Annotated in this window: 21 protein-coding genes; 8 read left to right on the top strand and 13 right to left on the bottom strand. The window is 74.5% G+C overall.

Annotation, left to right across the window (positions count from 1 at the left end; all coding sequences use genetic code 11):
- Positions 1 to 92: 92 nt before the first annotated feature.
- Complete coding sequence (locus ACFWBF_RS06310; protein ID WP_385596034.1) at positions 93 to 641, bottom strand: ATP-binding protein; 549 nt, start codon at positions 639 to 641, stop codon at positions 93 to 95.
- Between the two features lie 207 nt (positions 642 to 848).
- Between ACFWBF_RS06310 and ACFWBF_RS06305 the strand changes: the two genes are divergently transcribed.
- Positions 849 to 1976: a PLP-dependent cysteine synthase family protein gene (locus tag ACFWBF_RS06305; RefSeq protein ID WP_385596030.1), complete on the top strand. Its 1128-nt coding sequence runs from the start codon at positions 849 to 851 to the stop codon at positions 1974 to 1976.
- A gap of 143 nt (positions 1977 to 2119) precedes the next feature.
- On the top strand, positions 2120 to 2770 hold the full coding sequence (locus tag ACFWBF_RS06300) for a hypothetical protein (protein WP_385596027.1): 651 nt from the start codon (positions 2120 to 2122) through the stop codon (positions 2768 to 2770).
- A 47-nt stretch (positions 2771 to 2817) separates the two neighbouring features.
- On the opposite strand, the gene ACFWBF_RS06295 is transcribed toward ACFWBF_RS06300, so the two are convergent.
- Positions 2818 to 3312 (bottom strand): SRPBCC family protein, encoded by a 495-nt coding sequence (locus ACFWBF_RS06295; protein ID WP_385596024.1) that lies wholly within the window; start codon positions 3310 to 3312, stop codon positions 2818 to 2820.
- A 280-nt stretch (positions 3313 to 3592) separates the two neighbouring features.
- Here ACFWBF_RS06295 and ACFWBF_RS06290 point away from each other — a divergent pair, with 280 nt between their 5' ends.
- Positions 3593 to 5905, top strand: a complete 2313-nt coding sequence (locus ACFWBF_RS06290; RefSeq protein WP_385596021.1) for a hypothetical protein — start codon at positions 3593 to 3595, stop codon at positions 5903 to 5905.
- Here the strand turns inward: ACFWBF_RS06290 and ACFWBF_RS06285 are convergent.
- The 5 genes from ACFWBF_RS06285 to ACFWBF_RS06265 form a co-directional block, all read right to left on the bottom strand.
- A complete protein-coding gene (locus ACFWBF_RS06285; RefSeq protein ID WP_385596017.1) occupies positions 5820 to 8309 on the bottom strand; it encodes a right-handed parallel beta-helix repeat-containing protein in 2490 nt (829 codons plus the stop codon). The two genes, ACFWBF_RS06290 and ACFWBF_RS06285, sit on opposite strands and share 86 nt — an antisense overlap.
- A gap of 122 nt (positions 8310 to 8431) precedes the next feature.
- The gene (locus ACFWBF_RS06280; protein WP_385596014.1) at positions 8432 to 9043 is read right to left on the bottom strand and encodes a hypothetical protein; all 612 of its coding nucleotides are present in this window, start codon (positions 9041 to 9043) and stop codon (positions 8432 to 8434) included.
- A 309-nt stretch (positions 9044 to 9352) separates the two neighbouring features.
- A complete protein-coding gene (locus ACFWBF_RS06275; RefSeq protein ID WP_385596011.1) occupies positions 9353 to 10177 on the bottom strand; it encodes an MOSC domain-containing protein in 825 nt (274 codons plus the stop codon).
- Positions 10178 to 10207: 30 nt separating this feature from the next.
- Positions 10208 to 10735 (bottom strand): DUF6643 family protein, encoded by a 528-nt coding sequence (locus ACFWBF_RS06270; RefSeq protein WP_385596008.1) that lies wholly within the window; start codon positions 10733 to 10735, stop codon positions 10208 to 10210.
- A gap of 257 nt (positions 10736 to 10992) precedes the next feature.
- Entirely contained in the window at positions 10993 to 12165 is a 1173-nt protein-coding gene (locus ACFWBF_RS06265) for a glycosyltransferase (RefSeq protein WP_385596005.1), read from the bottom strand.
- 204 nt (positions 12166 to 12369) lie between these two features.
- Between ACFWBF_RS06265 and ACFWBF_RS06260 the strand changes: the two genes are divergently transcribed.
- Positions 12370 to 13164, top strand: coding sequence for a glutamate racemase (locus ACFWBF_RS06260; protein WP_385596002.1), 795 nt, complete (start codon positions 12370 to 12372; stop codon positions 13162 to 13164).
- A gap of 37 nt (positions 13165 to 13201) precedes the next feature.
- Here ACFWBF_RS06260 and ACFWBF_RS06255 read toward each other — a convergent pair whose 3' ends face one another.
- Together ACFWBF_RS06255 and ACFWBF_RS06250 are read right to left on the bottom strand one after the other, a co-directional pair.
- A complete protein-coding gene (locus ACFWBF_RS06255) occupies positions 13202 to 14152 on the bottom strand; it encodes an ADP-ribosylglycohydrolase family protein (RefSeq protein WP_385596127.1) in 951 nt (316 codons plus the stop codon).
- Between the two features lie 99 nt (positions 14153 to 14251).
- Positions 14252 to 14725, bottom strand: coding sequence for a VOC family protein (locus ACFWBF_RS06250; protein WP_385595998.1), 474 nt, complete (start codon positions 14723 to 14725; stop codon positions 14252 to 14254).
- A gap of 114 nt (positions 14726 to 14839) precedes the next feature.
- On the opposite strand from ACFWBF_RS06250, the gene ACFWBF_RS06245 reads away from it, so the two are divergent.
- The 3 genes from ACFWBF_RS06245 to ACFWBF_RS06235 are packed head-to-tail and all read left to right on the top strand — an operon-like array spanning position 14840 to position 17625.
- Complete coding sequence (locus tag ACFWBF_RS06245; protein WP_385595994.1) at positions 14840 to 15355, top strand: hypothetical protein; 516 nt, start codon at positions 14840 to 14842, stop codon at positions 15353 to 15355.
- 52 nt (positions 15356 to 15407) lie between these two features.
- Positions 15408 to 17111: an apolipoprotein N-acyltransferase gene (gene lnt / locus ACFWBF_RS06240; protein ID WP_385595992.1), complete on the top strand. Its 1704-nt coding sequence runs from the start codon at positions 15408 to 15410 to the stop codon at positions 17109 to 17111.
- Positions 17112 to 17142: 31 nt separating this feature from the next.
- Entirely contained in the window at positions 17143 to 17625 is a 483-nt protein-coding gene (locus tag ACFWBF_RS06235; protein WP_385595989.1) for an NUDIX domain-containing protein, read from the top strand.
- A gap of 50 nt (positions 17626 to 17675) precedes the next feature.
- Here ACFWBF_RS06235 and ACFWBF_RS06230 read toward each other — a convergent pair whose 3' ends face one another.
- Together ACFWBF_RS06230 and ACFWBF_RS06225 are read right to left on the bottom strand one after the other, a co-directional pair.
- Positions 17676 to 18449, bottom strand: a complete 774-nt coding sequence (locus ACFWBF_RS06230; protein WP_385595987.1) for a trypsin-like serine peptidase — start codon at positions 18447 to 18449, stop codon at positions 17676 to 17678.
- 129 nt (positions 18450 to 18578) lie between these two features.
- Positions 18579 to 20048 carry a hypothetical protein gene (locus ACFWBF_RS06225; protein WP_385595984.1) on the bottom strand — a complete coding sequence of 490 codons (1470 nt, stop codon included), beginning with the start codon at positions 20046 to 20048 and terminating at the stop codon, positions 18579 to 18581.
- 160 nt (positions 20049 to 20208) lie between these two features.
- Here ACFWBF_RS06225 and ACFWBF_RS06220 point away from each other — a divergent pair, with 160 nt between their 5' ends.
- Positions 20209 to 21498 (top strand): ATP-binding protein, encoded by a 1290-nt coding sequence (locus tag ACFWBF_RS06220; RefSeq protein WP_385595981.1) that lies wholly within the window; start codon positions 20209 to 20211, stop codon positions 21496 to 21498.
- A gap of 141 nt (positions 21499 to 21639) precedes the next feature.
- Here the strand turns inward: ACFWBF_RS06220 and ACFWBF_RS06215 are convergent, their stop codons facing one another.
- Both ACFWBF_RS06215 and ACFWBF_RS06210 read right to left on the bottom strand, forming a co-directional pair.
- The gene (locus tag ACFWBF_RS06215) at positions 21640 to 22221 is read right to left on the bottom strand and encodes a hypothetical protein (RefSeq protein WP_385595979.1); all 582 of its coding nucleotides are present in this window, start codon (positions 22219 to 22221) and stop codon (positions 21640 to 21642) included.
- On the bottom strand, positions 22218 to 23807 hold the full coding sequence (locus ACFWBF_RS06210; protein ID WP_385595977.1) for a serine/threonine-protein kinase: 1590 nt from the start codon (positions 23805 to 23807) through the stop codon (positions 22218 to 22220). The genes ACFWBF_RS06215 and ACFWBF_RS06210 overlap by 4 nt, the downstream gene beginning before the upstream one ends.
- Between the last annotated feature and the right edge of the window lie 103 nt (positions 23808 to 23910).

Here is a 23910-nt window from a genome sequence, read left to right as displayed (position 1 = left end):
GCCCCCGAGGGAGCCGCGCTGCGGGGGCCGCGGCCCGGGGACGCGGGGGCCTGCTCGGCCGCCCCCGTCCCGGAGGGTCCCGCGGGGGAGCGCTACCCGGGCCTGGCGCCGACCGGGACCGCCACCGGCAGGGCGGGCGCCGCCGGTGCGGGATCCACGGCGGCGGGTGCCGCCCGGGCGGGATCTCGTACGGGCTTCGCAGCGATGCCCACCGGCGCTGTCGGCGCCACCGGGGTGGGTGCGGCGCGCAGGGAGAACCACACGGCCTTGCCCGTCCCGTCGGCGTGCTTGCGGGCTCCCCACGCCTCGCTGACCGCCTCCACGAGCGCGAGGCCGCGTCCCGAGGTCTCCAGGGCGTCGACCTCGATCTCACGGCGTACGGGCAGCCGCGGGTCGCTGTCGCAGACCGAGACGGTGAGGCGCCCGAGGCGCAGTTCGATCTCGACCGTGCAGGTCTTGTCCGGCTGGGCGTGGCGGTGGACGTTGCTGAGCAGCTCCGTCACACCGAGTGCGGCCCGGTCGATGAGCGGGTCCAGCTGCCAGTGGCGCAGTTGCGCCGAGATGATGCGGCGGATCTGGCCGATCCGCAAGGGCAGGGCCTGCAGTTCGACGACGCAGTGCCTGCGGGAATGACTTATCACGGCTGCGACTCCCCGACATCAGTGTTACGGGTGCTGCACCCTCGGTCATGCTCCACCAGGGTCACCCACCGTGCGCCTCCGTGCAACCGAAAGCGATCGAAAGCAATCCGCATAGATACCCAAAGTGACTGTTTGTGCAGGTGAGGGGGGTACATTGCGAAAGCAAGGCCGCACGGTTCAAGGAAACGCACGAAGGAGCACGGCGCCATGAGCACCACCGGTACGACTGCCACGACCGCCGACGTCGACCGCAGCGACGCGGAGTACCGCGCCTGGCTGAAGGAAGCCGTCCGCAAGGTGCAGGCGGATGCCAACCGCTCCGCCGACACCCACCTGCTGCGCTTCCCGCTCCCCGAGGCCTGGGGCATAGACCTCTACCTCAAGGACGAGTCCACTCACCCGACCGGCTCCCTCAAGCACCGCCTCGCCCGGTCCCTGTTCCTGTACGCCCTGTGCAACGGCTGGATCCGCCCCGGGCGCCCGGTCATCGAGGCCTCGTCCGGCTCCACGGCGGTCTCGGAGGCGTACTTCGCCAAGCTGATCGGCGTACCGTTCATCGCCGTCATGCCCCGGACCACCAGCCCGGAGAAGTGCCGGCTCATCGAGTTCCACGGCGGCGAATGCCACTTCGTCGAGGACTCGATGAAGATGTACGAGGAGTCGGCGCGGCTCGCGGCCCGCACCGGCGGGCACTACATGGACCAGTTCACCTACGCGGAGCGGGCCACGGACTGGCGCGGCAACAACAACATCGCGGAATCGATGTTCCAGCAGCTGAAGCTGGAACGTTTCCCCGAACCCGCGTGGATCGTGGCGACCGCGGGTACCGGCGGCACCTCCGCGACCATCGCCCGCTACGTGCACTACATGCAGCACGACACCCGCATCTGTGTCCCGGACCCGGAGAACTCCTGTTTCTTCGAGGGCTGGACCAACCACGACCCGGACGCGAGCAGCGACTGCGGTTCGCGCATCGAGGGCATCGGGCGGCCCCGCATGGAGCCGAGCTTCGTGCCCGGAGCCATCGACCGGATGATGAAGGTCCCGGACGCGGCGAGCGTCGCCGCCTGCCGCGCCCTGGAACAGGCCATCGGCCGCAAGGCGGGCGGCTCGACGGGCACCGGCCTGTGGAGCTCCCTGAAGATCATCTCGGAGATGGTGGCGGAGGGCCGGACGGGCAGCGTCGTCACCCTGCTCTGCGACCCGGGCGACCGCTACCTCGACAAGTACTACTCCGACTCCTGGCTGGCGGCGCAGGGGCTCGACATCGCGCCGTACGCGAAGACGATCGAGACCCTCCTGACGACCGGCGTCTGGCGCGAGCCCGCAGCCTGACGGCCGGGGTTGGGCCGCGGGCCGGGCCGGGGGGCCAGGCCCGGCCGGCCGGGGCCTGTCGGGCGGGCGGCCGGCTGGCTACGCTGTGCGGACTTCGAGCGTTCGCAACGCCGTTCGGACCGGAGTGAAGTGTCGGGGGAGCCATGCCGGAGCCGGTCGACCAGCCACCACGGCCCGCGACAGCCGGGCCGTTGACCTGCCCGCGGTGCGGCCGCGAGGACCGGGTGACGGGAGTCGGCGCCGCCTACCTGGCGGCGAAAGCCAAGCTCCGCGAGGAGACCGGCACGGGCGAGGAGTCGAAGGTCACCACCCGCGAGGAGAACTCGGCACTGGCGCAGGCCCTGGCCCCCGCGCCGCCCGAGCCCGCCGGAACCGCCCGGTCCTGTACGGCGACGCTGCTGCTCCTGGGGGCGGTCGGCACCTTCATCTGGGGCGCCATCGCCGGGAAATGGCTCAGCCGCGACTCGGCGGAGCGCTGGATCCCCGGGCCGAGCGGCGACGGCCACGTCGTGGTCGACCCGCCGCTGCTCCACCTGGCCTGGATCTCCGGGGCCGCGCTCGCCCTGGCCGTCCTGCTGTTCGTCGTCGAGGCCCGGATCACCGCCAAGTGGCGAAGGCGGACGCTGCCGGGCCGAGGCGCCGCCGACGCCGTCTGGTCGACCGCGTGGTACTGCGCCCGCTGCGGCACGGTCCACTTCACCGGCGAACCGGCCCTCACCCTGCAGCAGTTCCGCACGCGCGTCTGGTCGGCGGGCGACTACGGCGACCTGGCCCGCCGACATCCGGCGATCTGACGACGTCACGTCGTGCGAGGGCTCGCGCGGGCCGTGGCGGGGCCCGGTTACCGACCCGTGGCGCGCTTGTCCGCGAGCCTGAGGTCCAGGGCGCGGACCGCCGTGCGGAAGGAGTGGCCCAGACCCGGGCGGGCGGCGGCGAGGCCGAGGCGGAAGGGGGCCGAGCCGTCGGCCGCGAAGGTCCAGCGGACATCGGTGCCCGGGCCCGCGCCGGCGGGAGTGAGCAGCCACTCCTCCACCAGGGCGTGCACTCCGGGGACGTTGGTCTCGTCGACCCGGTACGCGTAGCGCTCCTCCGGATCCGCCGCCATGATCGTCTCCTGGAACCGGGCGCCGCCCACCAGCTTGATCTCGCGGCCTGCCCCGCCGTGCGTCGGGCGGGCGAGGGTGACGGCCTTGAACCAGCGCGGCCAGCCCGCGACCTCCTCGGCCAGCGCCCGGTAGAGGTCCGCGGGCGCTGCCGCGGCCGTGGCCGTGAACACGTGGCGTACGGGGGCGTTCTGGACGAAGTCCAGCCCCACCGGGCGGAGTCGGCGAGCCATGGCGGTACTCCCTGGGGTGAGGAAGGGAACGAGCGTGCGGTCACATTAGCTGGCGGTCCGTCAGATGTCCGCCCCGGGGGTGGATTGCCGCGGTGTGGGATCTGGGCAGGAGCGACCGAGCGCGGGATGCTGGACCTGCGTTGATCACGCCTCGCGAGCGGAGGCCGCAGTGCCGGAATCCCTTGACTCCCCAGTCCCAGTCCCAGTCCCAGTCCCAGGCTCAGTCCCAGGGTCAGCCCCTGCCCCTGCCTCTGCCCCCCTCCCCGTTCCCCCGCCCGCGTTGGAGCTGCTCGTGCACGGCGTGGCCGGGGCCCCGCCCGGGGAGTTGCTCGGGGATCCGCGTACCGTGCGCGTCACCGGCGACTCCACCGCCGCGGTCTTCCGGCGTACCGACGACGCCGACGCCGAAGCCCACCCCGAGCGGTACGCCGGCCGGGCCGTGCCCGAGGCCTACTGCTGGTCCCGGCTCACCTCCGGCAACGGCGCCCGCGCGCTGTGGCTGCTGCTCCTGCCGTTCATGGTGGTCAACCTCGCCCACTGGGCCCGCCCGGCCGGCATCGGGGCGCCGCGCGCGGTGCGGACGTACGGGGTGCTCGTACGGGTCCTCGCGCTCAGCCTCACCGTGCTGCTCATCGCGGCCGCCTGCGAGGTCGCGCTCGATCTCGTCGCCTGGCAGTCCACCGGAGCCCCCTTCGGCCTCGGGTTCCCGCCGCCCGGCACCTGGTGGGGCCAGCCCGGCCGCCGCCTCGCGGTCTGCGCACTGGTGCCGGCCGCGCTGACGGGACTGCTCTGGTTCCTGTCGAGCCGCACGTGGAGCGCGTACGAGTCCCAGCCGCCGCCCGCCCACGCCGGCGGCCCCGACCCCGCGGGCCCGGGCCCCGCCCGGGACGGCACGCCCGCGCTCGGCCGGCCCGGATTCTGGTACGGGCGCCGGCTCGTGGCCCGGCTGCGCGCGGCGCACACCGCCGCCGGACTGCTCACCGTCGCGGCGGCCGTCGCCGCGCCCACCGCCCGCCACGACCGCCGGGCGCCCGCCCCGGCGCTCGAAGCCCTCGGCTGGACGGTGCAGGCGCTGCTCGGCGCCGGCGCCGTCGTCGTGCTCTGGGTCGTCTGCCGGCGCGGCCGTACCGAGGCGCGGCCCGATCACCGCCTCGACCGGGCCGCCATCACCCTGCTGCCCGGCGCCGCCCTCGCCCTGCTGGCCGCCGTTCTCCTCTATGCCTGCTGGTCGCGCCCCGGCTGGACCCCGGCCGGGCGGCTGCCCGGGGACTTCACCTTCGGTGTGCTGATGCTGGGCCAGGGCGGCTGCGTGCTGGCCCTCGCCGCCGTCGCCTCCTCCCTGCACCGCCGCGCCCCCGACCACGGCCCCGCCGTCCTGTACGGGCTCGGCGGCCCGGCCGTCGCCATGCTCGGCTGCGCCCTCGGCGGGGTCATGTCCGGCGGGGTCGCCCAGCGGGTCGCCGACTCGCTCGACGCGCCGGCCGCGCCCGGACCGCCCGTACTGCTGTCCTGGCAGGCCGCCGTGCTGCCGCCGCTGCTCCTCGTACTCGCCCTGCTCGCCGCCTGGTTCGCGGTGCGCGGAGCCCGCGAGCGGCGCCGGGTCGCCGGGGCCGTGGCCGCCGAGTACCCGGGGGAGACCCCCGACCCGGCGCGCAGCCGCCGGATCGCCGGGGCGCGGGCCGCCGCCGCGCTCACCGACTCCGCGCCCTGGTTCGTGGGCACCGTCTCCGGGATCACCCTGCTGCTCGGCGCGGGGGCGCTCGCCGGAGCCTGGATCGGCGGGCAGGTCCCGGGCGAGGCGGCCCGCGGCGCCGGCCCGGTCGTGGAGAGCGCCGCCCGCGCCGCCCAGGACGCCGGGTCCTGGCTCATAGGATTCGGCTTCGTGCTCTTCGTGACCTGGGGCCGGCGCGCCTACCGGGATCCCGCCGCGCGGCGCACCATCGGCATCCTGTGGGACGTCGGCACCTTCTGGCCGCGCGCCGCCCACCCCTTCGCCCCGCCCTGCTACGCCGAGCGCGCCGTGCCCGACCTGACCTGGCGGATGGCCGGCTGGACCGGGCGCACCGGGGGCCGCCTGGTGATCTCCGGCCACTCCCAGGGCAGCGTGCTCGCGGCCGCCGCCGTCTGGCAGCTGCCCGCGCACGTCCGGCGCCGGGTGGCGCTGCTGACGTACGGGTCCCCGCTCGGCCGGCTCTACGGGCGCTGGTTCCCGGCCTACTTCGGCCCCGGACCGCTCACCGCGCTGCACCGGGAGGTCGACTGCTGGCGCAACCTGTGGCGCGCCACCGACCCCATCGGCGGCCCGGTCCTCCCCGGCACCGACCAGGCCGTGGACCGTGGACCGCTCCCCGACCCGATCGCCTACGGGCGCAGCGCGCGGCACCCGCTGCCCGCGCCGATCCTCGGGCACGGGGACTACCAGGCCGACCCCGCCTTCGGCGCCGAACGCGACGCACTGCTCGCGCGGTTGACGGCGGCCGCGCGGGCCGGCGTACCGCTCCCCAGGCTCAGTGCGAAGCCGGCAGCACGGGCAGATCCGGCAGCACGGGCAGGCCCGGCAGCTCCGGCAGATCCGCCGGGAACAGCAGGGTGAGCTCGTCCGTACTCGGGTCCGACAGCTGCGCCACCCGCCCCGCGTGCCGCTCGACCATCGACTCGAAGGTCTGGCGCGCGGTGCGGCCGTTGCCGAAGGCCGGGCCCTTGGGCAGCTCCGTGAAGTACTCCAGCAAGGCCTTCCCGGCGCCCTCGCCGAGCCGGTACTCGTGCTCCTCGGCCTGCTGTTCCACGATCCGCAGCAGCTCCTCGGGCCCGTAGTCCCCGAAGATGATGGTCCGCGAGAACCGCGAGGCCACTCCCGGATTGACGGTGAGGAACCGGTCCATCTCCGCCGTGTACCCGGCGACGATCACCACCACCGCGTCCCGGTGGTCCTCCATCAGCTTCACCAGCGTGTCGATCGCCTCGCGCCCGAAGTCCCGGCCCGAGTCCTCGGGCGCCAGCGCGTACGCCTCGTCGATGAACAGCACCCCGCCGCGCGCCCGTTCGAAGGCCTCCTGGGTACGGATCGCGGTGGAGCCGATGTGCTCGCCGACCAGGTCCACGCGGGACACCTCGACCAGGTGGCCGCGCTCCAGCACCCCGAGGGAGGCCAGGATCTCCCCGTACAGCCGGGCCACCGTGGTCTTGCCGGTGCCGGGGGAGCCGGTGAAGACCAGGTGCCGGCGCACCGACGCGGCCTTGAGACCCGCCTGTTGCCGCCGCCGCCCCACCTCGATCATGTCGGTGAGCGCGCGGACCTCGCGCTTGACGCTGTCCAGCCCCACCAGCGCGTCGAGCTGGCCCAGTACCTCGCCGGAGCCGCGCGCCGCCGCCGACGCTGCCGGCCCCGCCTCGTCTGCCGGCCGCGGTGCCGGCACGTCCGCCGCCGCCCGGGCCACCGGGTCCTGCGCGGCGGCCGCGGACACGGTACGGATCCCCGGCTGCGCCCCGGCCTGGCCGCCGGCCGCGGCCGACTGGGCGGCGAGCCGCGGGCCCGGCTCGTCGCTGGTGCACTCCTCGGCGCTCGGGCCGTCCTCCGCGAACTCGTAACCCCCGCGCGCGCAGCGCTCGGTGTGGCAGCGGTGCAGTGCGGTCCGGCAGCCGTCGAGGACGTGGAAGCCGAAACCGGCGCTGCCCGTCACCCGGCAGGCCGTGAAACTGCCGCGGCCGCCCGCCGACACGTAGAAACCGGCCTCGGCGGGGGAGCTGACCGTGCACCGCTCCAGGACCGGATCGGCGCCCTTGGTCACGATCACGCCCGTCTGGACGGCGTCGACGGTGCAGTTGGCGAGGGTGCCGCCGCTGCCGTGGTCGCGGAACCAGGCACCCGTCGCGGCCTCCCGGATCCGGCAGTCGTCGAGCTGCACGGTCGCGCCGTCGCTCACCGAGACGGCCGTGTTGCGCACCTGCGACAGATCGCTGTCGACGACGTCCGCGCGCGAACCCCGGTCCAGCACGAACAGTGCGTCCGGCACGTCGTGCACCCGGCAGGAGTCCAGCGAGGCGCTGGCGCCGTCGCTGATCCACACCGCCGGATAGTCGCCCGTGCTGTCGTGGATCTCGCACGACTCGGCGACCACCCGGGTGCCCGGATCCCACACGGACAGGCCGTTGCGGCCGAAGCGGCGCACCGTGGTGCGGCTGAGGCTGAGCACCGAACGCGAGCGCAGGTCCACCGCGTTCTCGGGGATGTCGTGGATGTCGCAGCCGGCCAGGGTGAGCACCGCGTCGGTGTCCAGGGTGACGCCGTCGGCGGAGGTCCGGTGCACCGAGCAGTCGGTGAGCACCGCCGTGGCCCGCGCGGCGATCTGTACGCCCGCGCCATTGATCTCGTACACCTCGCAGCCCAGCGCCTCCAGGCCCGAGCCCTCGCCGGTGACCCCGATGCCCGCGCCCGTGGCGTGGTGGATCCGGCAGCGCTCCAGCCGGGGCCGGCCGCCCCCGCGCACCGAGACGCCGGTCTGCCCGGCGGCCACCACCTCGCACTCCTCGAACACCCCGCCGCCGCCGTCCAGTACGGAGATCCCGACCCCGGTCGGGTTCTCGACGGTGCACCGGCGCACGAGCGGCCTGGCCCCGCCGCGGACCTCGATGCCGGCCGCGGACCGGGTGCTGACCCGCAGGTCGATGAGCTCGGGGGAGCCGTCCTCGACGAGCAGCGCGGGCGCCGCCCGGTCCTGGCCCTCCAGGTACAGGTCCTGCACCACGGCCGAGGCGCGCACGGTCAGCGCGACCCCGTCGGGCGGGGCGATCCGCACCGAACCCACCGCGCCCTCCGGCCCGCGCAGGGTCACGGCGTGGTTGAGCACCAGGTTCTCCCGGTAGGTGCCGGGGGCGATGGACAGCACGTCCCCGTCGCCCGCCACGGCCAGCGCGGCGGACAGCGTCGGATACTCACCGGAGCGGCGACGCCACCGCGAAGACCCGCCGTGCGTCACCTGGACCGTGCCCTGAGCCATGGTGCTGTCGTGCCCCCACCCTCGTACTCGCGCTGCCGATGAGACCGGAGCCGGTCAAAGCGACTGGAGCGACTGATCCGGCCGCTCCACCGTAGCGCGCGCGGGGCCGCGGAGTTGCCAGGTCAGCTGCCCGCGCCCGCACGGCCCCAGTCGGGGCCCACCGCGGCCCACGCGCGGTCCAGCCGTATGTACCGCCGATGCATGAGCCGGCGTACGACCAGCCGCCGGACGGTCTCCACCAGTGCGGCGGCGGCGAGCGCGGCCGCGAGGCCGGCCATCCCCGCATGGAAGTCGGCGGCGGTCGGGTCGAGCGGGCGGCCCACCACCCGCCCCTCGGTGTCGGTCCAGATCCGGAACTTGTCCCCGGGGCGCGGGGGCTCCTCCGCGGCCGGCACCCGGCCCTGGTGGCTGCTGCCGTCGGGCGCGGTCCACGCGGCCATGATCTGCGTACGCTGAGGGGTCTGCCGCTGCGCCCCCGGATCGGCGGCCGCGCCCGCGGGCGGATCCGGGGTCGGCCGGACCACCACCGCCGGTACGAGGTACCGCTCTTGCCGCTGCTCGCGCACGGCCCGCTGAAGCGTGTCGTCCACCTGGACGCCGGCCACCCAGCCGACGGCCGGAGCCACCAGCAGGACGCACACCAGCGCGGCGAACGCCACCCACGCCTCGAAGAGATCGGTCTGGCGGCGCAGCGGATTGCGCCGCCATCGCCACACACCCATTGCTGTCCGCACGGTCCGGCTCCCCCTACTTGTGCCAGTCTCCGTCTGTCTGCCGTACAAGCCTCCCGCACCCCCCGGTGACGCGCATTCCGGGACTCGCGAGACCTGTGTCACCCACTCCGGTACATGCCTGAGGAGAAAGTGCCTTGGATGTGTCTGTCCTCGGCGCCTCTTCCTCACACGTATTGAATGGTCCAACGGCCATGCAGTGGTGCGCGGTTCCAGCATTCTTCGAGAGCCCCTCGAATGTGTCATTCCGAGGGAGGCCGCCGCAGCGCCGTGTCGGGCCGGTCGGCTGTTCGGGTCGGCTGTTCCGGGCGGCTATTGCAGGACGCGGACCTCGTCGCCGACGCGCACGGTGCCCAGCCGCACCGGCACCAGCTGCCGCCCGAAGACGAGGGACTTGCCGATCCGCCGGTGCCTGCCCAGGGTCTTCAGCGGCTCCTTGCCCCGCTGCGCCGTCGCCTGGTCGGTGGTCGTGACGATGCACCGCCCGCACTCCCGGGCCCCGCGGAAGACGGCGTCGCCGATCGCGATGCGCTGCCAGCCGTCCTCGGCCCACGCCTCGGCCCCGGCGACCACCACATTGGGGCGGAAACGGTTCATCGGGAGCGGACCCTCATCGGCGTGCTCGCCCTGGGCGATCAGCGAGTTCAGCGCGTCCAGCGACGCGAGGGTGGTGATCAGCAGCGGATAGCCGTCGGCCAGGCTCACGGTCTCGCCGGGCAGCGCGTACTGCGGATCCACGGGCCGCCGTACGGCCGGGTCGTCCATGTGCACCAGTCGCGCGGGCACCCCGAGGTACGCGCTGAACCAATCGGCCGCGGCGCGCGCCGCGACCACGGTCTCGATCTTCTTCCCGAACAGGACGACCGGCTCCAGAGGCCCCGGCTCGGGCACGTCCACGAGCAGGTCCGCCATGCCCGGCGCCGACAGCGCCACCCCGCCGCTCCCCAGCGGACGGGCCGTGGCCAAGGCCAGCCGTGCCTGCTGGCGTTGGGTGATGACCGTGCCCTCGGCGTCCACCACCGCCCACCGGCGGTCGCCGGACAGACCCCAGGGCTCCACGGTCACCGCGTCGGGAGCTGTCCCCGCCACCGACTTGACGGGATGGACGTGGAGCGCCTGGACATACAAGTTCGACATGGAGGCATACTGCCAGCCGCCCCCGGTCGGTCAGTAACCTCGTCCCTGCTGGTACTGGCGGCCGTACGGGTCCTCGTACGTGGCGGCCGGCACGGGCGCGGGCTGTGCCTGCATCGGACGCGGCGCGGCCGGACGCATCGCCTCGTACCCGGTGCCCGTGGCGACCGGGCGGGGCTGCTGGTACTGGGGCTGCGGCATGTATCCCGTACGGGCCGCGAGCGGCTGCTGCTGAGGGATGTACGGGGCGGGTGCCTGCTGCAGCGGCATCGGCTGCGGCGCGGCCTGCTGCTGGTACGGGTACCCGTACGCCGGGGCGTGCTGCTGCTGCGGCATCGCCGGGGGCAGCGCGGCCGGCAGCGCGGGCAGCGACGAGGCGAGGGCCGGGAGGTACCCACCGCTCGAGTAACCGGAACTCGGGGAGTCGTAGGCGGCCGGGACGCGGATCGGGGCGATCTGCGGGGTGCCCCGTTCGGCGACGAGGGAGTCGTAGATGGGGGTGTCCGGGAAGGAGGGCGCGGAGTAGTAACCGCCGCCATAAGTGGAGCGGGGGGAGGTCATGGGACCTAAGTTAAGCCCACGACTTCACCGGGTCCATAGCGAGGTGTCGTCAACACCGCCCTGACCTGCATCTTCGCAGGTCAGGGCCACAGCTTTCACTTGACGTTCACGTGCACGATTCGTCACTTCCACCCCGGCTTGTTCCTACTCGTACTCACTGGTTGGGTGTTGCACCGACTTCGTGCTGACACAGCGTCACAAGCCGGTGACCTCGGACGACTCCGCTTCCGCCGGTGATCCTGCGGCGCGCGACGGTTTCAGGCGTCACTGGGCCGGGCATAGGTACGGCCCTTCCAGGCCGCGCCCTGCCCGCGGTAGTGCTGCACGGCCGAGTCGACCGTCATCAGGAGGTACAGCAGCGCCGTGAACGGAAGCAGCGGAGCGAGCGCCGCCGGCTGCCGGTGGTAGCGCTGCATCGGCAGGTACGTGCCGGTCATCAGCAGCCACGCCAGGGCGCCCGCCCAGGCGGTCGCGGGCCGGCCGGCCGCGAGGCCCGCGAGGAGGGCGGCCGGCGGTACCAGGTAGACGAGGACCAGCGCGGCCACCGCGCCGGCCAGTACCGGCGGCTGGTGGCGCAGTTGGGCGTAGGCGCTGCGCGAGACCATCCGCCACAGGTCCCCGAGGGCGGGGTACGGGCGCACGCTGTCCACCCGCTCCGCGAGCCCGAGCCAGATCCGGCCGCCGGACCCCTGCACCGCGCGGGCGAGCGAGACGTCGTCGATGACGGCCTGCCGGATCGAGTCCGGCACGCCGGCGCGCACCGCCGCCTCCGTACGCAGCAGCACGCAGCCGCCGGCGGCCGCCGCGGTCCGGGCGGTGGGGCGGTTGATCCAGCGGAAGGGGTAGAGCTGGGCGAAGAAGTACACGAAGGCCGGAACCACGAGCCGCTCCCACGGGCTGACCACGCGCAGCCGCGCCATCTGGGAGACGAGGTCGAGGTCGGCGGCCGTCGCGGCGGCGACCAGCTCGCGCAGGCTGTCGGGCTCGTGCGCGATGTCGGCGTCGGTCAGGAGCAGGTAGTCGGGCTCGTCCGCGTGCGCGGTGCGGGCGAGCGCGATGCCGCGGCGCAGCGCCCAGAGCTTGCCGGTCCAGCCGGGGTCGGGATCGCCGGGGGAGACGACGGTGAGGGGGAGTCCGGGGTGCTCCCGGGAGAGCCGGCGGGCGAGGTCGGCGGTGCCGTCCGTACTCCCGTCGTCGACCAGGATGACCTCGGCTTCGCCTGGGTAGTCCTGGGCGATCAGCGAGGGAAGGCTGCGGGGCAGCACCTCGGCCTCGTCCCGGGCCGGGACCACGATCGCGACGGACGGCCAGCGGGCGGGGGCGGTGCGCGGCGGGAGCCGTACGTCCGTCCGCCAGAACATGCCCTGCCCGAGGGCGAGCCAGAGCCAGACGGCGAGCGACACGAAGGCGGCGGCGGTGAGGAGGCCCATGTCGGCAGTGTGCCGGGCTCCGCGGGGCTTGGCACGGATTCGGGCGGCGCGGCGCCGCCGTCGGGCTCCGCCCCGGACCCCGCGGCCCGAACGCCGGCGGGGCTGGTTCCGTCCGCCCGGGCTGGATTTGTTCGGTGTGGCTCGATTTGCGCGGTAGAGGCGGGATTCTCGGCCAGGGGTCGCCCGGTCGATTAAGGTGACCAAGTGAAGATCGCCCTCATGGACTCCGGGATCGGCCTCCTCGCGGCGGCCGCCGCGATGCGTCGGCTGCGCCCGGACGCGGATCTCGTGCTGTCGTCCGACCCCGACGGAATGCCCTGGGGGCCGCGGACCCCCGCCGACCTCACCGAGCGGGCCCTCGCCGTCGCCCGCGCCGCCCGCGGGGAGGGGCCGGACGCGCTGATCATCGCCTGCAACACCGCCTCCGTGCACGCCCTGCCGACCGTGCGCGTCGAGCTGGAGCCCGCGATCCCGGTCATCGGGACGGTTCCCGCCATCAAGCCCGCCGCGGCCGCCGGGGGGCGGGTCGCGATCTGGGCCACCCCGGCCACCACCGGCAGCCCCTACCAGCGCGGTCTGATCCGCGACTTCGCCGCCGGGGCCCGCGTCACCGAGGTGCCCTGCCCCGGACTCGCCGACGCCGTCGAGCACGGGGACGGCGCCGCGGTCGTCCGGGCCGTCGCGGCGGCGGCCGCGCTGACCCCGCCGGACGTCACCGACGTGGTGCTCGGCTGCACGCACTACGAACTGGTCGAGGCGGCCATCCGCGCCGCCCTCGCCGAGCGCACCGGGGGCGCCGAGCTCCTCTTCCACGGTTCGGCCGAGCCCGTCGCCCTGCAGGCGCTGCGCCGCCTCGGCGCCCGGCCCGAGCCGGACCTGCCGCCGACCGGCAGCCTGACCGTGCTCCTGAGCGGGCGTCCCGGCGCGCTCCCCGAGGCCGCCCTCGGATACGCCGAGGGGCGGCTGCTCGCCGGGCGGAACGCCACCGTGGGGCGATGACCCCCGAGGACCGCGCCCCGGTCGCAGCCGCCGCCGATCAGCGGTCCTGTTCCGGCTGAGGGTCCCGGCCCGGCCCCTGCGCCTCCAGGCGCACGGCCAGGTCCCGCAGCGCGGCCGCGTCCAGGACCCGGTCCCCGAAGCCCGGGAGCGGGACGTGTAGGGAGGTCGTCCAGGCCTCCGGGATCGCCGCCTGGCCGTAGCGGGCGCCCGCCAGGATGCCGGTCACCGCCGCCACCGTGTCGGTGTCCCCGCCCAGGTCGACGGCTGCCCGTACGGCGGCCGCGAACCCGCCCGTGGTGCGCAGCGCCCACACCGCCGAGCCCAGGCAGGGCCAGACCGCCCCGTTGAACTCGGTGGCGAGGTCCGGGTGCCAGTCGGGGGCGAGCACGCGCGAATACCGCTCGCGGTGGCCGGGGTGCACCGCCTCCAGGGCCCCGGGGAGCGCGGCGAGCGGATCGGCTCCGTCCAGTGCCACCCGTACGAGTTCGTGCAGGACGGCCGTACCTTCCCAGGCGGCCCGGTCGCCGTGCGTCAGCGCCGCGATCCGCCGGGCGGCGGCCATGGTGCCCGCCCGGCCCGCGGGGGCGAAATACACCGCCGAGGTCGAGGCCCGCATCAGGGAACCGTTGCCCGCCGCCCGGGCGTTGACCTGGAAGTGCAGGGCGGCGGCCAGGTCCCAGGGCTCGCCGTTGGTCAGCACGTCCTCGGTCTGGAGCCCGATGTCCTTGGGCTGCCCCGCCGCCCAGCGCCGGAACCGCGCGAAGACGTCGGGGAGTTCGAGCCCGCCGTGCTCCAGCAGGGACTCGCCGACCAGCACCGCCATCTGCGTGTCGTCGGTGGCCTCGCCCGGGTCCCAGCCGCCACCCCCGCGCATCTCCTGGCCGCGCGCCGTCAATTGCCCGGCGGGGCCGAACTCGTAGGGCGCGCCCAGCGCGTCACCGGCCGCCGAGCCCAGTACGGCTCCCACGGCGCGGTCCAGTCGGGTGATCACGGTGCCTCCCGGGTCACGTCCCCTGTCGGGTCCCCTGCCGCCGACCAAACTAGCGCGGGCCGCGGGCCGGTCCGGCGCCGGGGGAACGCGCGGGCGTCAGCCGCCCGCCCGGGAGAGCCGCCCCTCCAACTGCTCCCCGGACAGGTCCTCCAGGTGGGTCAGGAACACCCACAGATGCCCCGACGGGTCCCGGAGGATGGCGGTCCGGTCGCCGTGGAACTGGTCGGCCGGCTCTTGGAGCAGCTCCGCGCCCGCCGCCACGGCCCCGCGTACGAGAGCGTCCACGTCCGGGACGAACACGTGCAGCGCCACCGAGGTCCCGCCCAGCTCCGGCGGGGCGCTGAAGGGGCCGTCGGAGGTGTCGCCGATCATCAGGACGGCGTCGGCGATGCGTATCTCGGCGTGCAGCACCCCGCCGCCGCCCGGGCGGTCGAGCCGGAACTCCTCCACCGCGCCGAAGGCCCGTCCGTAGAAGTCGATGGCGGCGGCCGCGTCGGCCACCATGATGTGCGGCACCACCGCCGTGCGGTAGCGCTCGGGAACGGTCTGTACTGCCTCGTGAGTGGTCATGCACAGGACCGTAAAACCTCAAGTTTGGTTCGGGTCAAGGGCGGGCAGGCGCGCTCTGGACCGAGTGGGCGAGAGGCAGTGGCATCCATGCGGAACGTGAGTACGCTGCTACACATGACGGGTCACCCCCCGGGTCCGCTCTGGACTGGCCGGGCCTCCAACCGCGCGCAGTGGCTGCTCGCCGCAGCCGGAGCGGCCTGTCTGGCACTCGGCATCGAACTCGCCGTCGACCACGCCCGGGACGCCGGCATCGTTGCGCTCCTCATGTCCGTGATCGGCTGCCTCGCCGTGGGACTGCTCATCCTCTTCGGCACCCTCGCCTTCGTCCACGTGACCGTCGACGTAGACGCCGAGGCCATGGTGGTGCGTTGCGGCCACATCGGCCTGCCGCGCCGGAAGATCCAGCTCGCGGAGGTGACCTCCGCCGAATTCCTCCCTCGGATCACCCCCCAGCAGTGGGGCGGCTGGGGCTACCGCTGGCGCCCCGAGAAGGGCACCGCGATCATCGTCCGGCGCGGCGAGGGCGTGGAACTGCGCCTCGACGACGGCAAGCTCTTCACCGTCACCGTGGACGACGCGGAGAACGCCGTGCGCGTCATCCGGACCCATCTGCGTGCCCTCACCCGCTGAGCCGGTGACGTCCGTACGGAGCCGAGCGGCGCGGGGACGTACACTCCGCCAGATGAGCAGCAGTGCGACCCGCGCGGCCGGGAACGAGCCGCCGAACCCCGCCGTCCGAGACGAAGCGGAACCGCAATCCGGGCTGACCGCCCCCGGTCCCGGCAGCCCCGCTCCGGGCAGCCCGGGTCCCGGCAGTCCTGCTCCGGACAGTCCCGCCCGCGGCAGCTCCGCTCCCGGCAGCTCCGCCGCGCGGAAGGCCGCCCGGCTGGTGCGCCCCGCGCTCGCCGCCCTTTCCGGGGTGCTGCTCTACCTCAGCTTCCCGCCCCGCCCCCTGTGGTGGCTGGCCCCCGCCGCCCTCGCGCTCCTCGCCTGGTGCCTGTACGGCCGCCGCGCGCGGGCCGGCTTCGGCCTCGGCGTCCTGCACGGGCTCGGCTTCCTGCTGCCCCTGCTCGTCTGGACCGGGGAGGGCGTCGGGCCCGTCCCCTGGATCGCCCTGGCCACCGTCGAGTCCCTCCTCATCGGCCTCACCGCCCTCGGCATCTGCCTCGTCACCCGGCTGCCCGCCTGGCCGCTGTGGGGCGCGGCCGTCTGGATCGCCGGAGAAGCCCTGCGCGCCCGCGCCCCCTTCGGCGGCTTCCCCTGGGGCAAGCTCGCCTTCGGCCAGCCCGACGGGATCTTCCTGCCGCTCGCCGCGCTCGGCGGCACCCCGCTGCTCTCCTTCGGGGTCGCCCTGTGCGGATTCGGCCTCTACGAGGCCCTGCGCGTCGGCGCCGACACCCGCAGGGCGGGCGCCGCCCTGCTCGCGGCCGTGAGCGTCGCAGCCCCGCTGGCCGGCGCCCTCGCCGCGAGACCGCTGGTCTCCGACACGGGCGAGGACGGCACCGCGGTGGCCGCCGTCGTCCAGGGCAACGTGCCCCGCGCCGGCTTCGACTTCAACGCCCAGCGCCGCGCGGTCCTCGACAACCACGTCAGGCGGACCATCCAGCTCGCCGAGGACGTCAAGGCCGGCCGCGCCAAGCAGCCCGACTTCGTCGTCTGGCCGGAGAACTCCTCCGACATCGACCCGTACAACGAGCCCGACGCCTACGCCGTCATCGACAAGGCGGTCAAGGCCATCGGCGTGCCCGTGGCGATCGGCTCCGTACTGGTCCCGGAGAGCGGCCCGCTGCGCAACACGATGATCCTCTGGGACCCGGTCAAGGGCCCCACCGAGACGTACGACAAGCGAAAGATCCAGCCGTTCGGCGAACGCATCCCCATGCGCTCCTTCGTGCGGCTCTTCAGCTCCGACGTGGACCGGGTGCGCCGCGACTTCGGCCCCGGCAAGGAGCCCGGCGTCTTCGACATGGCGGGCACCGGCGTCGGCATGGTCACCTGCTTCGAGGCCGCCTTCGACGACGCCGTCCGCTCCACCGTCAAGGCCGGCGCCCAGGTGATCGCCGTACCGAGCAACAACGCCACCTTCGGCCGGACCGAGATGACGTACCAGCAGCTCGCGATGGACCGGGTGCGGGCCGTGGAGCACAGCCGGACCGTCCTCGTCCCGGTCACCAGCGGGGTCAGCGCGGTCATCCGCCCCGACGGAACGATCGTCAAGCAGACCGAGATGTTCACCGCCGACGCACTGGTCGACGAGATCCCGCTGCGCTCCACCGAGACCCCGGCGACGCGGTTCGGGCCGCTCCCGGAGTACGCCCTGCTGGCCCTCGCCGCCGGCGGACTCGGACTGGTCCTCGCCCGTCGGATCCGCGCCCGCCGCGGCTGAGACGCTTCGCGGCGCCGCTTAGGGTCGAGGGATGACCACACCTGACTTCATCCGCGAGCTCCGGGCCACCGCCGGGCACCAGCTGCTCCTGCTGCCCGGCGTCACGGCCATCGTCATCGACGACCTGGGCCGGGTGCTGCTCGGGCGGCGGTCCGACACCGGCCGGTGGTCCGTCGTCGGCGGCATCGCCGAGCCGGGGGAGCAGCCCGCCGAGACGGCGGTGCGCGAGGTGTACGAGGAGACCGCGGTGACGTGCGTGCCGGAGCGGGTGGTCCTCGTGCAGATGCTGGAGCCGATCACCTACCCCAACGGGGACGTCTGCCAGTTCCAGGACATCACCTTCCGCTGCCGGGCCACCGGCGGCGAGGCGCGGGCCAACGACCACGAGTCGCTGGAGGTGGCCTGGTTCGAGGTCGACGACCTGCCGCCGCTGGAGCCGTTCGCCCTGGACCGCATCCACCGGGCCCTGCGCGACGAGCCGACCTGGTTCGAGGTGCCCGCCGAAATCTCTTAGCGCGGTGACCCTTTTCCGGTCACAGCACCAGGCTGGGTCTCCCCGGCAGGTCAGTTGGTGACGGCCGCCTCCCGGTAGAGCTCCACCGCCTGGTCTCCCATCACCGCGCTGTAGGAGACCTCCGGGACGGTTCCGCCGCCCTCGTACCCGCCCAGGACGCCCGCCAGGGAGCCGTCGACCAGCCACGGGCTGCCGCTCGTGCCGCCGCTGAGGTCCGGGCACTCGATCCGGCGCTGGGTCTCGGAGAACAGCGTCGTGCTGTTGGCGCAGCGCAGCGGGACCTCCTCACTGCTCGGGTAGCCGATGATCGTGACCGTGGCGTCGCCCGGCTGCTCGGCGGCCACCGGGAAACCGCCCACGACGTCCTCGATCTGCCGTCCGTCCACCTCGGCCACCGTCGCGAAGGCGATGTCGTCGTCCGGGTTCCCGCCGTCCGCCCAGTCCGGGGCCACGTACGTGCCGGTGAGCTGCCAGACGCCGTACGGGGTCTTGCCGTCCCGGTAGCCCGGCGCGAAGAGGGCGCCGTCCAGGGCGCCCAGGCAGTGCGCGGCGGTCGCGATCACATTGCGGTCGTCGCTGCGCACCACCGCGGCGGTGCAGGAGTGGCCGCCGTCGAGCCCGGCCGCGAAGAGCGCGCCCACCCGGTCGGCGGTCGTGTCGGGGACGGCCTGTGCGGTGACCCCGAGCGGCGGTTCGGCCAGGGCGTCGGGCAGGTCCACGCTGAGCAGCGCGGCCATCGCGGCCAGGGCGACCAGGATCCGGGACGTCCGCCGGGCACGAGCGCGGGAGCGGCGGTCGGGTCGGGGGAGGGTGCGCTGGATCATGCACCGAGCCTCCCCGGCGAACCCATGTCCGGAGCCCGGAATTCCATATGAATCCGCTGTGAATCCCGGAGCGGACCACTGCGGCCCCGCCCCGGCCCGGTCGGCTCCGGCTCCCGCCGGGGGCGAGCGCTAGCGGCGCTCGTACACCGTCACCCGGCGGCCCCGGAGCTGCTCGTCCGCCACCACCCGGAAGTGCTCCCCGAGGACCGCGGCCTTCGCCTTGTCCCGGTCCGCCCCGGACGGCTTGGCCACCTTCGCCGCGTCCGTCACCAGCAGCACCCGCCGCTGTGCGAGCAGCGCCGCCCGGATCCGTGCCGGATCCGCCTCCTCGCCCTTGAGGGTGCCCGAGGCGACCGGGGTCCGGGCCAGCGCGATGTCCGCCAGCCCCGTGAAGGCCTGCGGTGACACCAGCGCCGTGTCCCGCCGCGCCGCCGGTACGAACAGCACCGCGTCCCCGTCGTGCTTCAGCCGGGCCACCTCCCCGGCGACCGCCAGAACGTCGTCGACCCGGCTGGCGGGGGCCCGTTTGTCCAGCTCCACCGGCAGCAGGGCCAGCGCCGCGACCCCGACCACGCCCGGCACGAGCAGGCCCGCCACCCGGGGGAACCGCGGCACGGTGAGGCGTACCGCGGCGCCCAGCGCGGCGCCGATCAGCAGCGCCAGACCGACCATGCTGAACAGCACGTACCGGTCCAGGAACAGCGGCTGCCCCAGGGACAGCCCGATCAGCCCCAGCTGCGGAACCGCCAGCAGCGGCAGCCCGACGGCCGCCACCGACAGCCGCTGCGCACCCGGCCGGTTCCACTGGTCGGCCCACGCGCCGAGCCCGCCGATCGCCAGCAGGATGCCCGGCCCTATCAGCATGTGCCAGGTCAGCGGCGGTATCCACGACACCTGGTCGGACTGGCCCCGGCTGAACAGGATCAGCGGCAGTGCCCCCAGGACCGCCGCCCCCGACGCGAGCAGCCAGCGCCCGTACACACCGCGCCGGGCCCGCGCCCACCACAGGGTCGCCGCATGGGCGGGCAGCACCAGCAGGGACAGCCAGTTCAACAGGGCGCACACCAGCACGGTGATCCCGTACGCCGTCCAGCGCGGCCACGTCCGCCGCCCGGGCCGGCTCTCCAGCAGCGACACCAGCAGCAGGGTCGACAGCCCGGCCCCGGCCGCGACCAGGGCGTACGGCCTGCCCTCCTGGAGGTAGAACTGCACCGCCGGCAGCAACCCCAGCGCCAGTCCGCCGCCGAGCCCCGCCCAGGAGCCCGCCAGCCGGCGCCCGATCAGCGCCACACACGCCGCCGCGGCCGCGCCCGCCAGCACGGACGGCAGCCGCAGGGTCGTCGTGCTCGCCCCGAACACCTCGAAGAGCACGTGCATCAGCAGGTAGTACAGCCCGTGCACGGCGTCGACGGTCCCGAGCATGTGCCAGATCTCGCCCGCCGACCGCCCGGCCACCTGCCAGGTGGCCGCCTCGTCCCGCCACACGCTGTCCTGCCGGGAGAGCCCCCACAGACCGAGGGCGAGGGTCCACAGGACCGGAACCAGCCATGTGAGGTGGCGGCGCCGGCCGGTTGGTATGTGGGATATGTCGGAAGGCATGAAGGTGCGCGGATCCTCGGTGGGGGGCTTGGGCGGAAGCCACCAGTCTATGGACGCGACGGCGGGTTCGCGCACACGCTGTTGTGCGCCGCGGAGCGTGATGGCCCGGCCCGCCCGCCCCTAGCCTCGCCACAAGAGCACGAACGAGGGGCGGTACCCGGTGAACTGGCTCATCCACGACTACCGCGAGAGCGATCTCGCCGCTGTGGTCCATCTGATCGACACCACGGCCGAACTCGGCCAGGAGTCCGTCTTCTCCCTCGCCGAGTGCATCGGCGCCCTCACGGACCGCCAGCCCTGCGTCGTCGCCGTCCACCAGGGCGTCCCGATCGGCGCGGCACTCGCCTGCGTCACCGGGGAGCGGGCCTGGGTGATGCGCATCGCCATCGCCTCCGGCTGGCGCGGCCGGGGCCTGGCCAGCGCCCTGCTCGTCGAGCTGGAGCGGCGGCTCGTCGCCGCCCGCGTCGGCCGCATCGCCTACGTCCTGCCCGAGGAGGACCTGCTCGGCGAGGGCCTGCTCAACGCCGGCTACACGCGGCAGCCCGCCGTCGCCTACTTCGAGAAGACCGAGCCGCTGCACGGGCCGGCCGCGGGCCTCCTCGACGACCTCGGCGGCCGCTTCCTGCCGAACGACCTGTGGACCAAGGTCGCCGGCATGGAGAAGGAGAAGGACCTCATCGAGCGCCGCGTGGTGCTGCCGCTCGCCGAACCCGAGCGGGCCGCCGCGCACGGGGTGCGCCCGCCGCGCGCCATCACCCTCTTCGGGCCGCCCGGCACCGGCAAGACCACCTTCGCCCGCGCCATCGCCTCGCGGCTCGGCTGGCCCTTCGTGGAACTGCTGCCCTCCCGCCTCGCCGATCAGGGCAATCTGTCCACCGCGTTGCGCGACGCCTTCGGCCGGATCGGCGAGCTGGAGCGGGTGCTCGTCTTCATCGACGAGGTCGAGGAGATCGCGCCCGTGCGCACCGAGCCCGCGCAGCCCGGCGGGATCCACGGGGTGACCAACGAGCTGCTCAAGCTGATACCGCGCTTCCGGGAGGGCGACGAGCGGCTGCTGGTGTGCGCCACCAACTCGATCCGCTCTCTGGACCCGGCCTTCCTGCGGCCCGGCCGCTTCGACTACCTGATCCCGATCGGCACCCCGGACGCGGGCGCCCGCGCCGCGATCTGGGCGCGGTACACGGCCGGCCGCGCGGACGTCGACGTGGCGGCGCTGGTGGCGGCGAGCGAGCTGTTCACCCCGGCCGACATCGAGCACGCGGCGCGGACCGCCGCGCAGGTGTCCTTCGAACGGGACCTGGAAGCGGTGGGCGCGCGCGGCGCGGCGGCCGCGCAGCTGGGTGCGACCACCGAGGACTACCTGGCGGCGGTCGCGCAGTGCCGGCCGACGGTGACTCCCGCGATGACGGGCGAGTTCGCGGCGGACATCACGGCGCACGCGCGGTTCTGAGCTCCGTCCCCCTGTTGCGGAGGGGGACGGCACAAGTGGCCCGCAGCCCCTCCCCAAAGCGGCTGCGGGCCTCCCGCGCGGGACTTGGCATCCGTGCGGGACGGCCACGGCCGCCCTGGCCGGAAGGAGGACGGGTCGCGGCTACGGCCGGCAGCGGTACGTGAACTCCACCGCCGCGGTGCGGGGCCCGGGGGAGATCAGCTGGAGCTCCGCCCGGGCGGGGTAGGTGCCCGTTCCCTGGAACGTCCACAGCAGGTGCAGCCGCGCCTCGTGCTGCCCGCTCGGCACCCGCTCGGTGAGCTGCGCGGACCGGGTGCCGTCGCTGCGCACCCAGCGGTACGTGAGGACCCCCGCGCGCCCGTTCGTCCGTACGACGGCCACCACATCGGCCGCCGCGTCGCAGGCGGGACCCCGGGGGTCGGTGCTCACGGCCACGTCCCGGACGCCGATCGAGGGCCCGTACCGCTGCCAGCCCAGGTACGTGAGCACCGCGAGCAGGACCACCGCCGCGAGGGTGTACCGCCGCAGGCCGCCGCCCCGCCGGGGCCCCCGCGGGGCGGCGGGGCCGGTCAACGGGAACGGCGCGGGCATGGCGGCGGTGACCCCGGGCCCGAACCGCAGCACCGACCCCTCGACCCGGTCGGGGACGGCGTCGGCCGGCTGCGGGGGGCCGCTGAACCAGTGGCTGCCGAGGACCGTGGCGCTGTAGTCGTCGTCGCTCATGCGGGAACGCACCTCCGCTTGGCCTGCATGCTGTCCTGAGCCGGACCGTCCCCGGCCGCCGGGGTGGTGGTGACCCTGACCCCCCAGAAGCAGCCCGCGCCGGTGAAGGTGTGCGGGATCGCGGGGAGCGCGGCGCCGGTGTACTCGTAGGTCCCGGAGCCGTCGGGCGTCGCGAACGGATTCCTGGCGTCGCCCGTGAACCACTGGACGGTGACCTTCACCGTGCCGGATCCCGTGGCCTTGACGGTGACCGCGGCCTGGCCGCTGGCCAGCGCCGACTGGGTGAGGTTCACGCCGACCGCCAGGACCTTGACGGTCGGCGTCGCACTGGGGGTCGGCGTGGCCCTGGGAGACCAGCTCACCGTCGGCTTGGGGGTGGGCGTGGGGGTGACAGACGGCGACGGGGACGCCGTGGGGCTCGGCGACAGCGACAGCGACAGCGACAGCGACGGCGAAGGCGACGGGCTCGCGGACGCCGACGGGGTCGGGGGCGGCTGGGGGGACGCGCCGGGGGCGGGGCTCGTCGTCGCGAACGCGCTCAGCGCCGACGCCCCGCCCGGGGTGTCGCCGATCGCGTCCGTCGTCAGCACCAGCACCGCGCCCAGGACCAGCGACACGCCCGCCGCGAGCCAGCCGCGCCGCCCGGGGCTCCAGCCGGAGGAGCCGCTGCTCAGCGTGGTCGTGGCCAGCGCGGTGGTGCCCTCGGCGGGTGCCCCCGCCGAGGGGAACAGCAGCGGCAGCAGCGCGGCCAGCGCCGCCAGCTTGCGCTGTCCGCGCTCCTCCCACCGCGGCCCGTACGCGGCCAGCGCCACCTGCTCCAGCTCCGCCACGAACGCGTCCGCGTTCTCCGGCCGCTGCTCCGGCGCCTTCGCGAGCCCCCGCCGGATCAGCGGGCGCACGGGCTCGGGGGCCTCGGTCTCCGGGACGGGCGCTTCGATGTGCTGGACCGCGAGCTCCGCGAAGTTCTCCCCGTCGTAGGGCTTGCGGCCCGTCAGGCACTCGAAGAAGGTCGCCGTCGCCGCGTACACGTCCGCGGCGGGGGAGGCCGGCCGGCCCTGCCACTGTTCCGGCGCCATGTACGCGGGCGTTCCGGCCACGCCAGGGGTGGTGCCGCGGCCCGCCGCGATGCCGAAGTCCACCAGTTTCGACGCGCCGTCCGCCGCGACCAGCACGTTCTCCGGCTTGTAGTCCCGGTGGACCACGCCCTCCCGGTGCGCTGCGGCGAGGCCGAGCAGGGAGCCCTTCAGGAGCACCAGCGCGGCCTCCGGAGCGGTCTGCCCGGACTGCTTGAGCAGCGCCCGCAGGGATATCCCGTCGACCAGTTCCATCACGATCGCGGCGCCGCCGGGGGCCTCCACGTACTCGTACAGGCCCACCACGTACGGGGAGCGCAGCCCGCCGAGGAGTCGCGCCTCGGCCCGGAACTCCCGTACGAAGGCGGGGTCCTGGAGCATTCGGTCGCTGAGGTACTTGACGGCGACCGCGGTGCCCGTGCCGTCGTGGACGGCGAGGACCACGCGGCCGCTGCCGCCCGAACCGAGCTCCCGGGTGTGCGTGTAACCGGGGACCGTCCACGTGTTGTTCATCGTTCCCGCCCCCTGCCATGGCGACCCGTGTCCCGCGGCCGGTCGGTCGGTGACCGGCCACCTGCTGGGACACGGAATCCGCCACGGCTGGTTCCCGCCGTAG

It is taken from the genome of Streptomyces sp. NPDC060028 (assembly GCF_042736725.1).
Lineage (GTDB): Bacteria > Actinomycetota > Actinomycetes > Streptomycetales > Streptomycetaceae > Streptomyces.
Note: the sequence above shows the minus strand (reverse complement) of the source record. Positions and strands in the feature narration are given on the sequence as shown.

Bases quoted from the DNA above. Each gene is read 5' to 3' on its own strand.
- ACFWBF_RS06230 (WP_385595987.1), bottom strand. From the start codon at position 18,449: ATGATCCAGCGCACCCTCCCCCGACCCGACCGCCGCTCCCGCGCTCGT.
- ACFWBF_RS06265 (WP_385596005.1), bottom strand. From the start codon at position 12,165: ATGGGCCTCCTCACCGCCGCCGCCTTCGTGTCGCTCGCCGTCTGGCTC.
- ACFWBF_RS06210 (WP_385595977.1), bottom strand. From the start codon at position 23,807: ATGAACAACACGTGGACGGTCCCCGGTTACACGCACACCCGGGAGCTC.
- ACFWBF_RS06275 (WP_385596011.1), bottom strand. From the start codon at position 10,177: ATGTCGAACTTGTATGTCCAGGCGCTCCACGTCCATCCCGTCAAGTCG.
- ACFWBF_RS06245 (WP_385595994.1), top strand. From the start codon at position 14,840: ATGACGGGTCACCCCCCGGGTCCGCTCTGGACTGGCCGGGCCTCCAAC.
- ACFWBF_RS06300 (WP_385596027.1), top strand. From the start codon at position 2,120: ATGCCGGAGCCGGTCGACCAGCCACCACGGCCCGCGACAGCCGGGCCG.
- ACFWBF_RS06235 (WP_385595989.1), top strand. From the start codon at position 17,143: ATGACCACACCTGACTTCATCCGCGAGCTCCGGGCCACCGCCGGGCAC.
- lnt (WP_385595992.1), top strand. From the start codon at position 15,408: ATGAGCAGCAGTGCGACCCGCGCGGCCGGGAACGAGCCGCCGAACCCC.
- ACFWBF_RS06305 (WP_385596030.1), top strand. From the start codon at position 849: ATGAGCACCACCGGTACGACTGCCACGACCGCCGACGTCGACCGCAGC.
- ACFWBF_RS06215 (WP_385595979.1), bottom strand. From the start codon at position 22,221: ATGAGCGACGACGACTACAGCGCCACGGTCCTCGGCAGCCACTGGTTC.
- ACFWBF_RS06250 (WP_385595998.1), bottom strand. From the start codon at position 14,725: ATGACCACTCACGAGGCAGTACAGACCGTTCCCGAGCGCTACCGCACG.
- ACFWBF_RS06295 (WP_385596024.1), bottom strand. From the start codon at position 3,312: ATGGCTCGCCGACTCCGCCCGGTGGGGCTGGACTTCGTCCAGAACGCC.
- ACFWBF_RS06270 (WP_385596008.1), bottom strand. From the start codon at position 10,735: ATGACCTCCCCCCGCTCCACTTATGGCGGCGGTTACTACTCCGCGCCC.
- ACFWBF_RS06225 (WP_385595984.1), bottom strand. From the start codon at position 20,048: ATGCCTTCCGACATATCCCACATACCAACCGGCCGGCGCCGCCACCTC.
- ACFWBF_RS06285 (WP_385596017.1), bottom strand. From the start codon at position 8,309: ATGGCTCAGGGCACGGTCCAGGTGACGCACGGCGGGTCTTCGCGGTGG.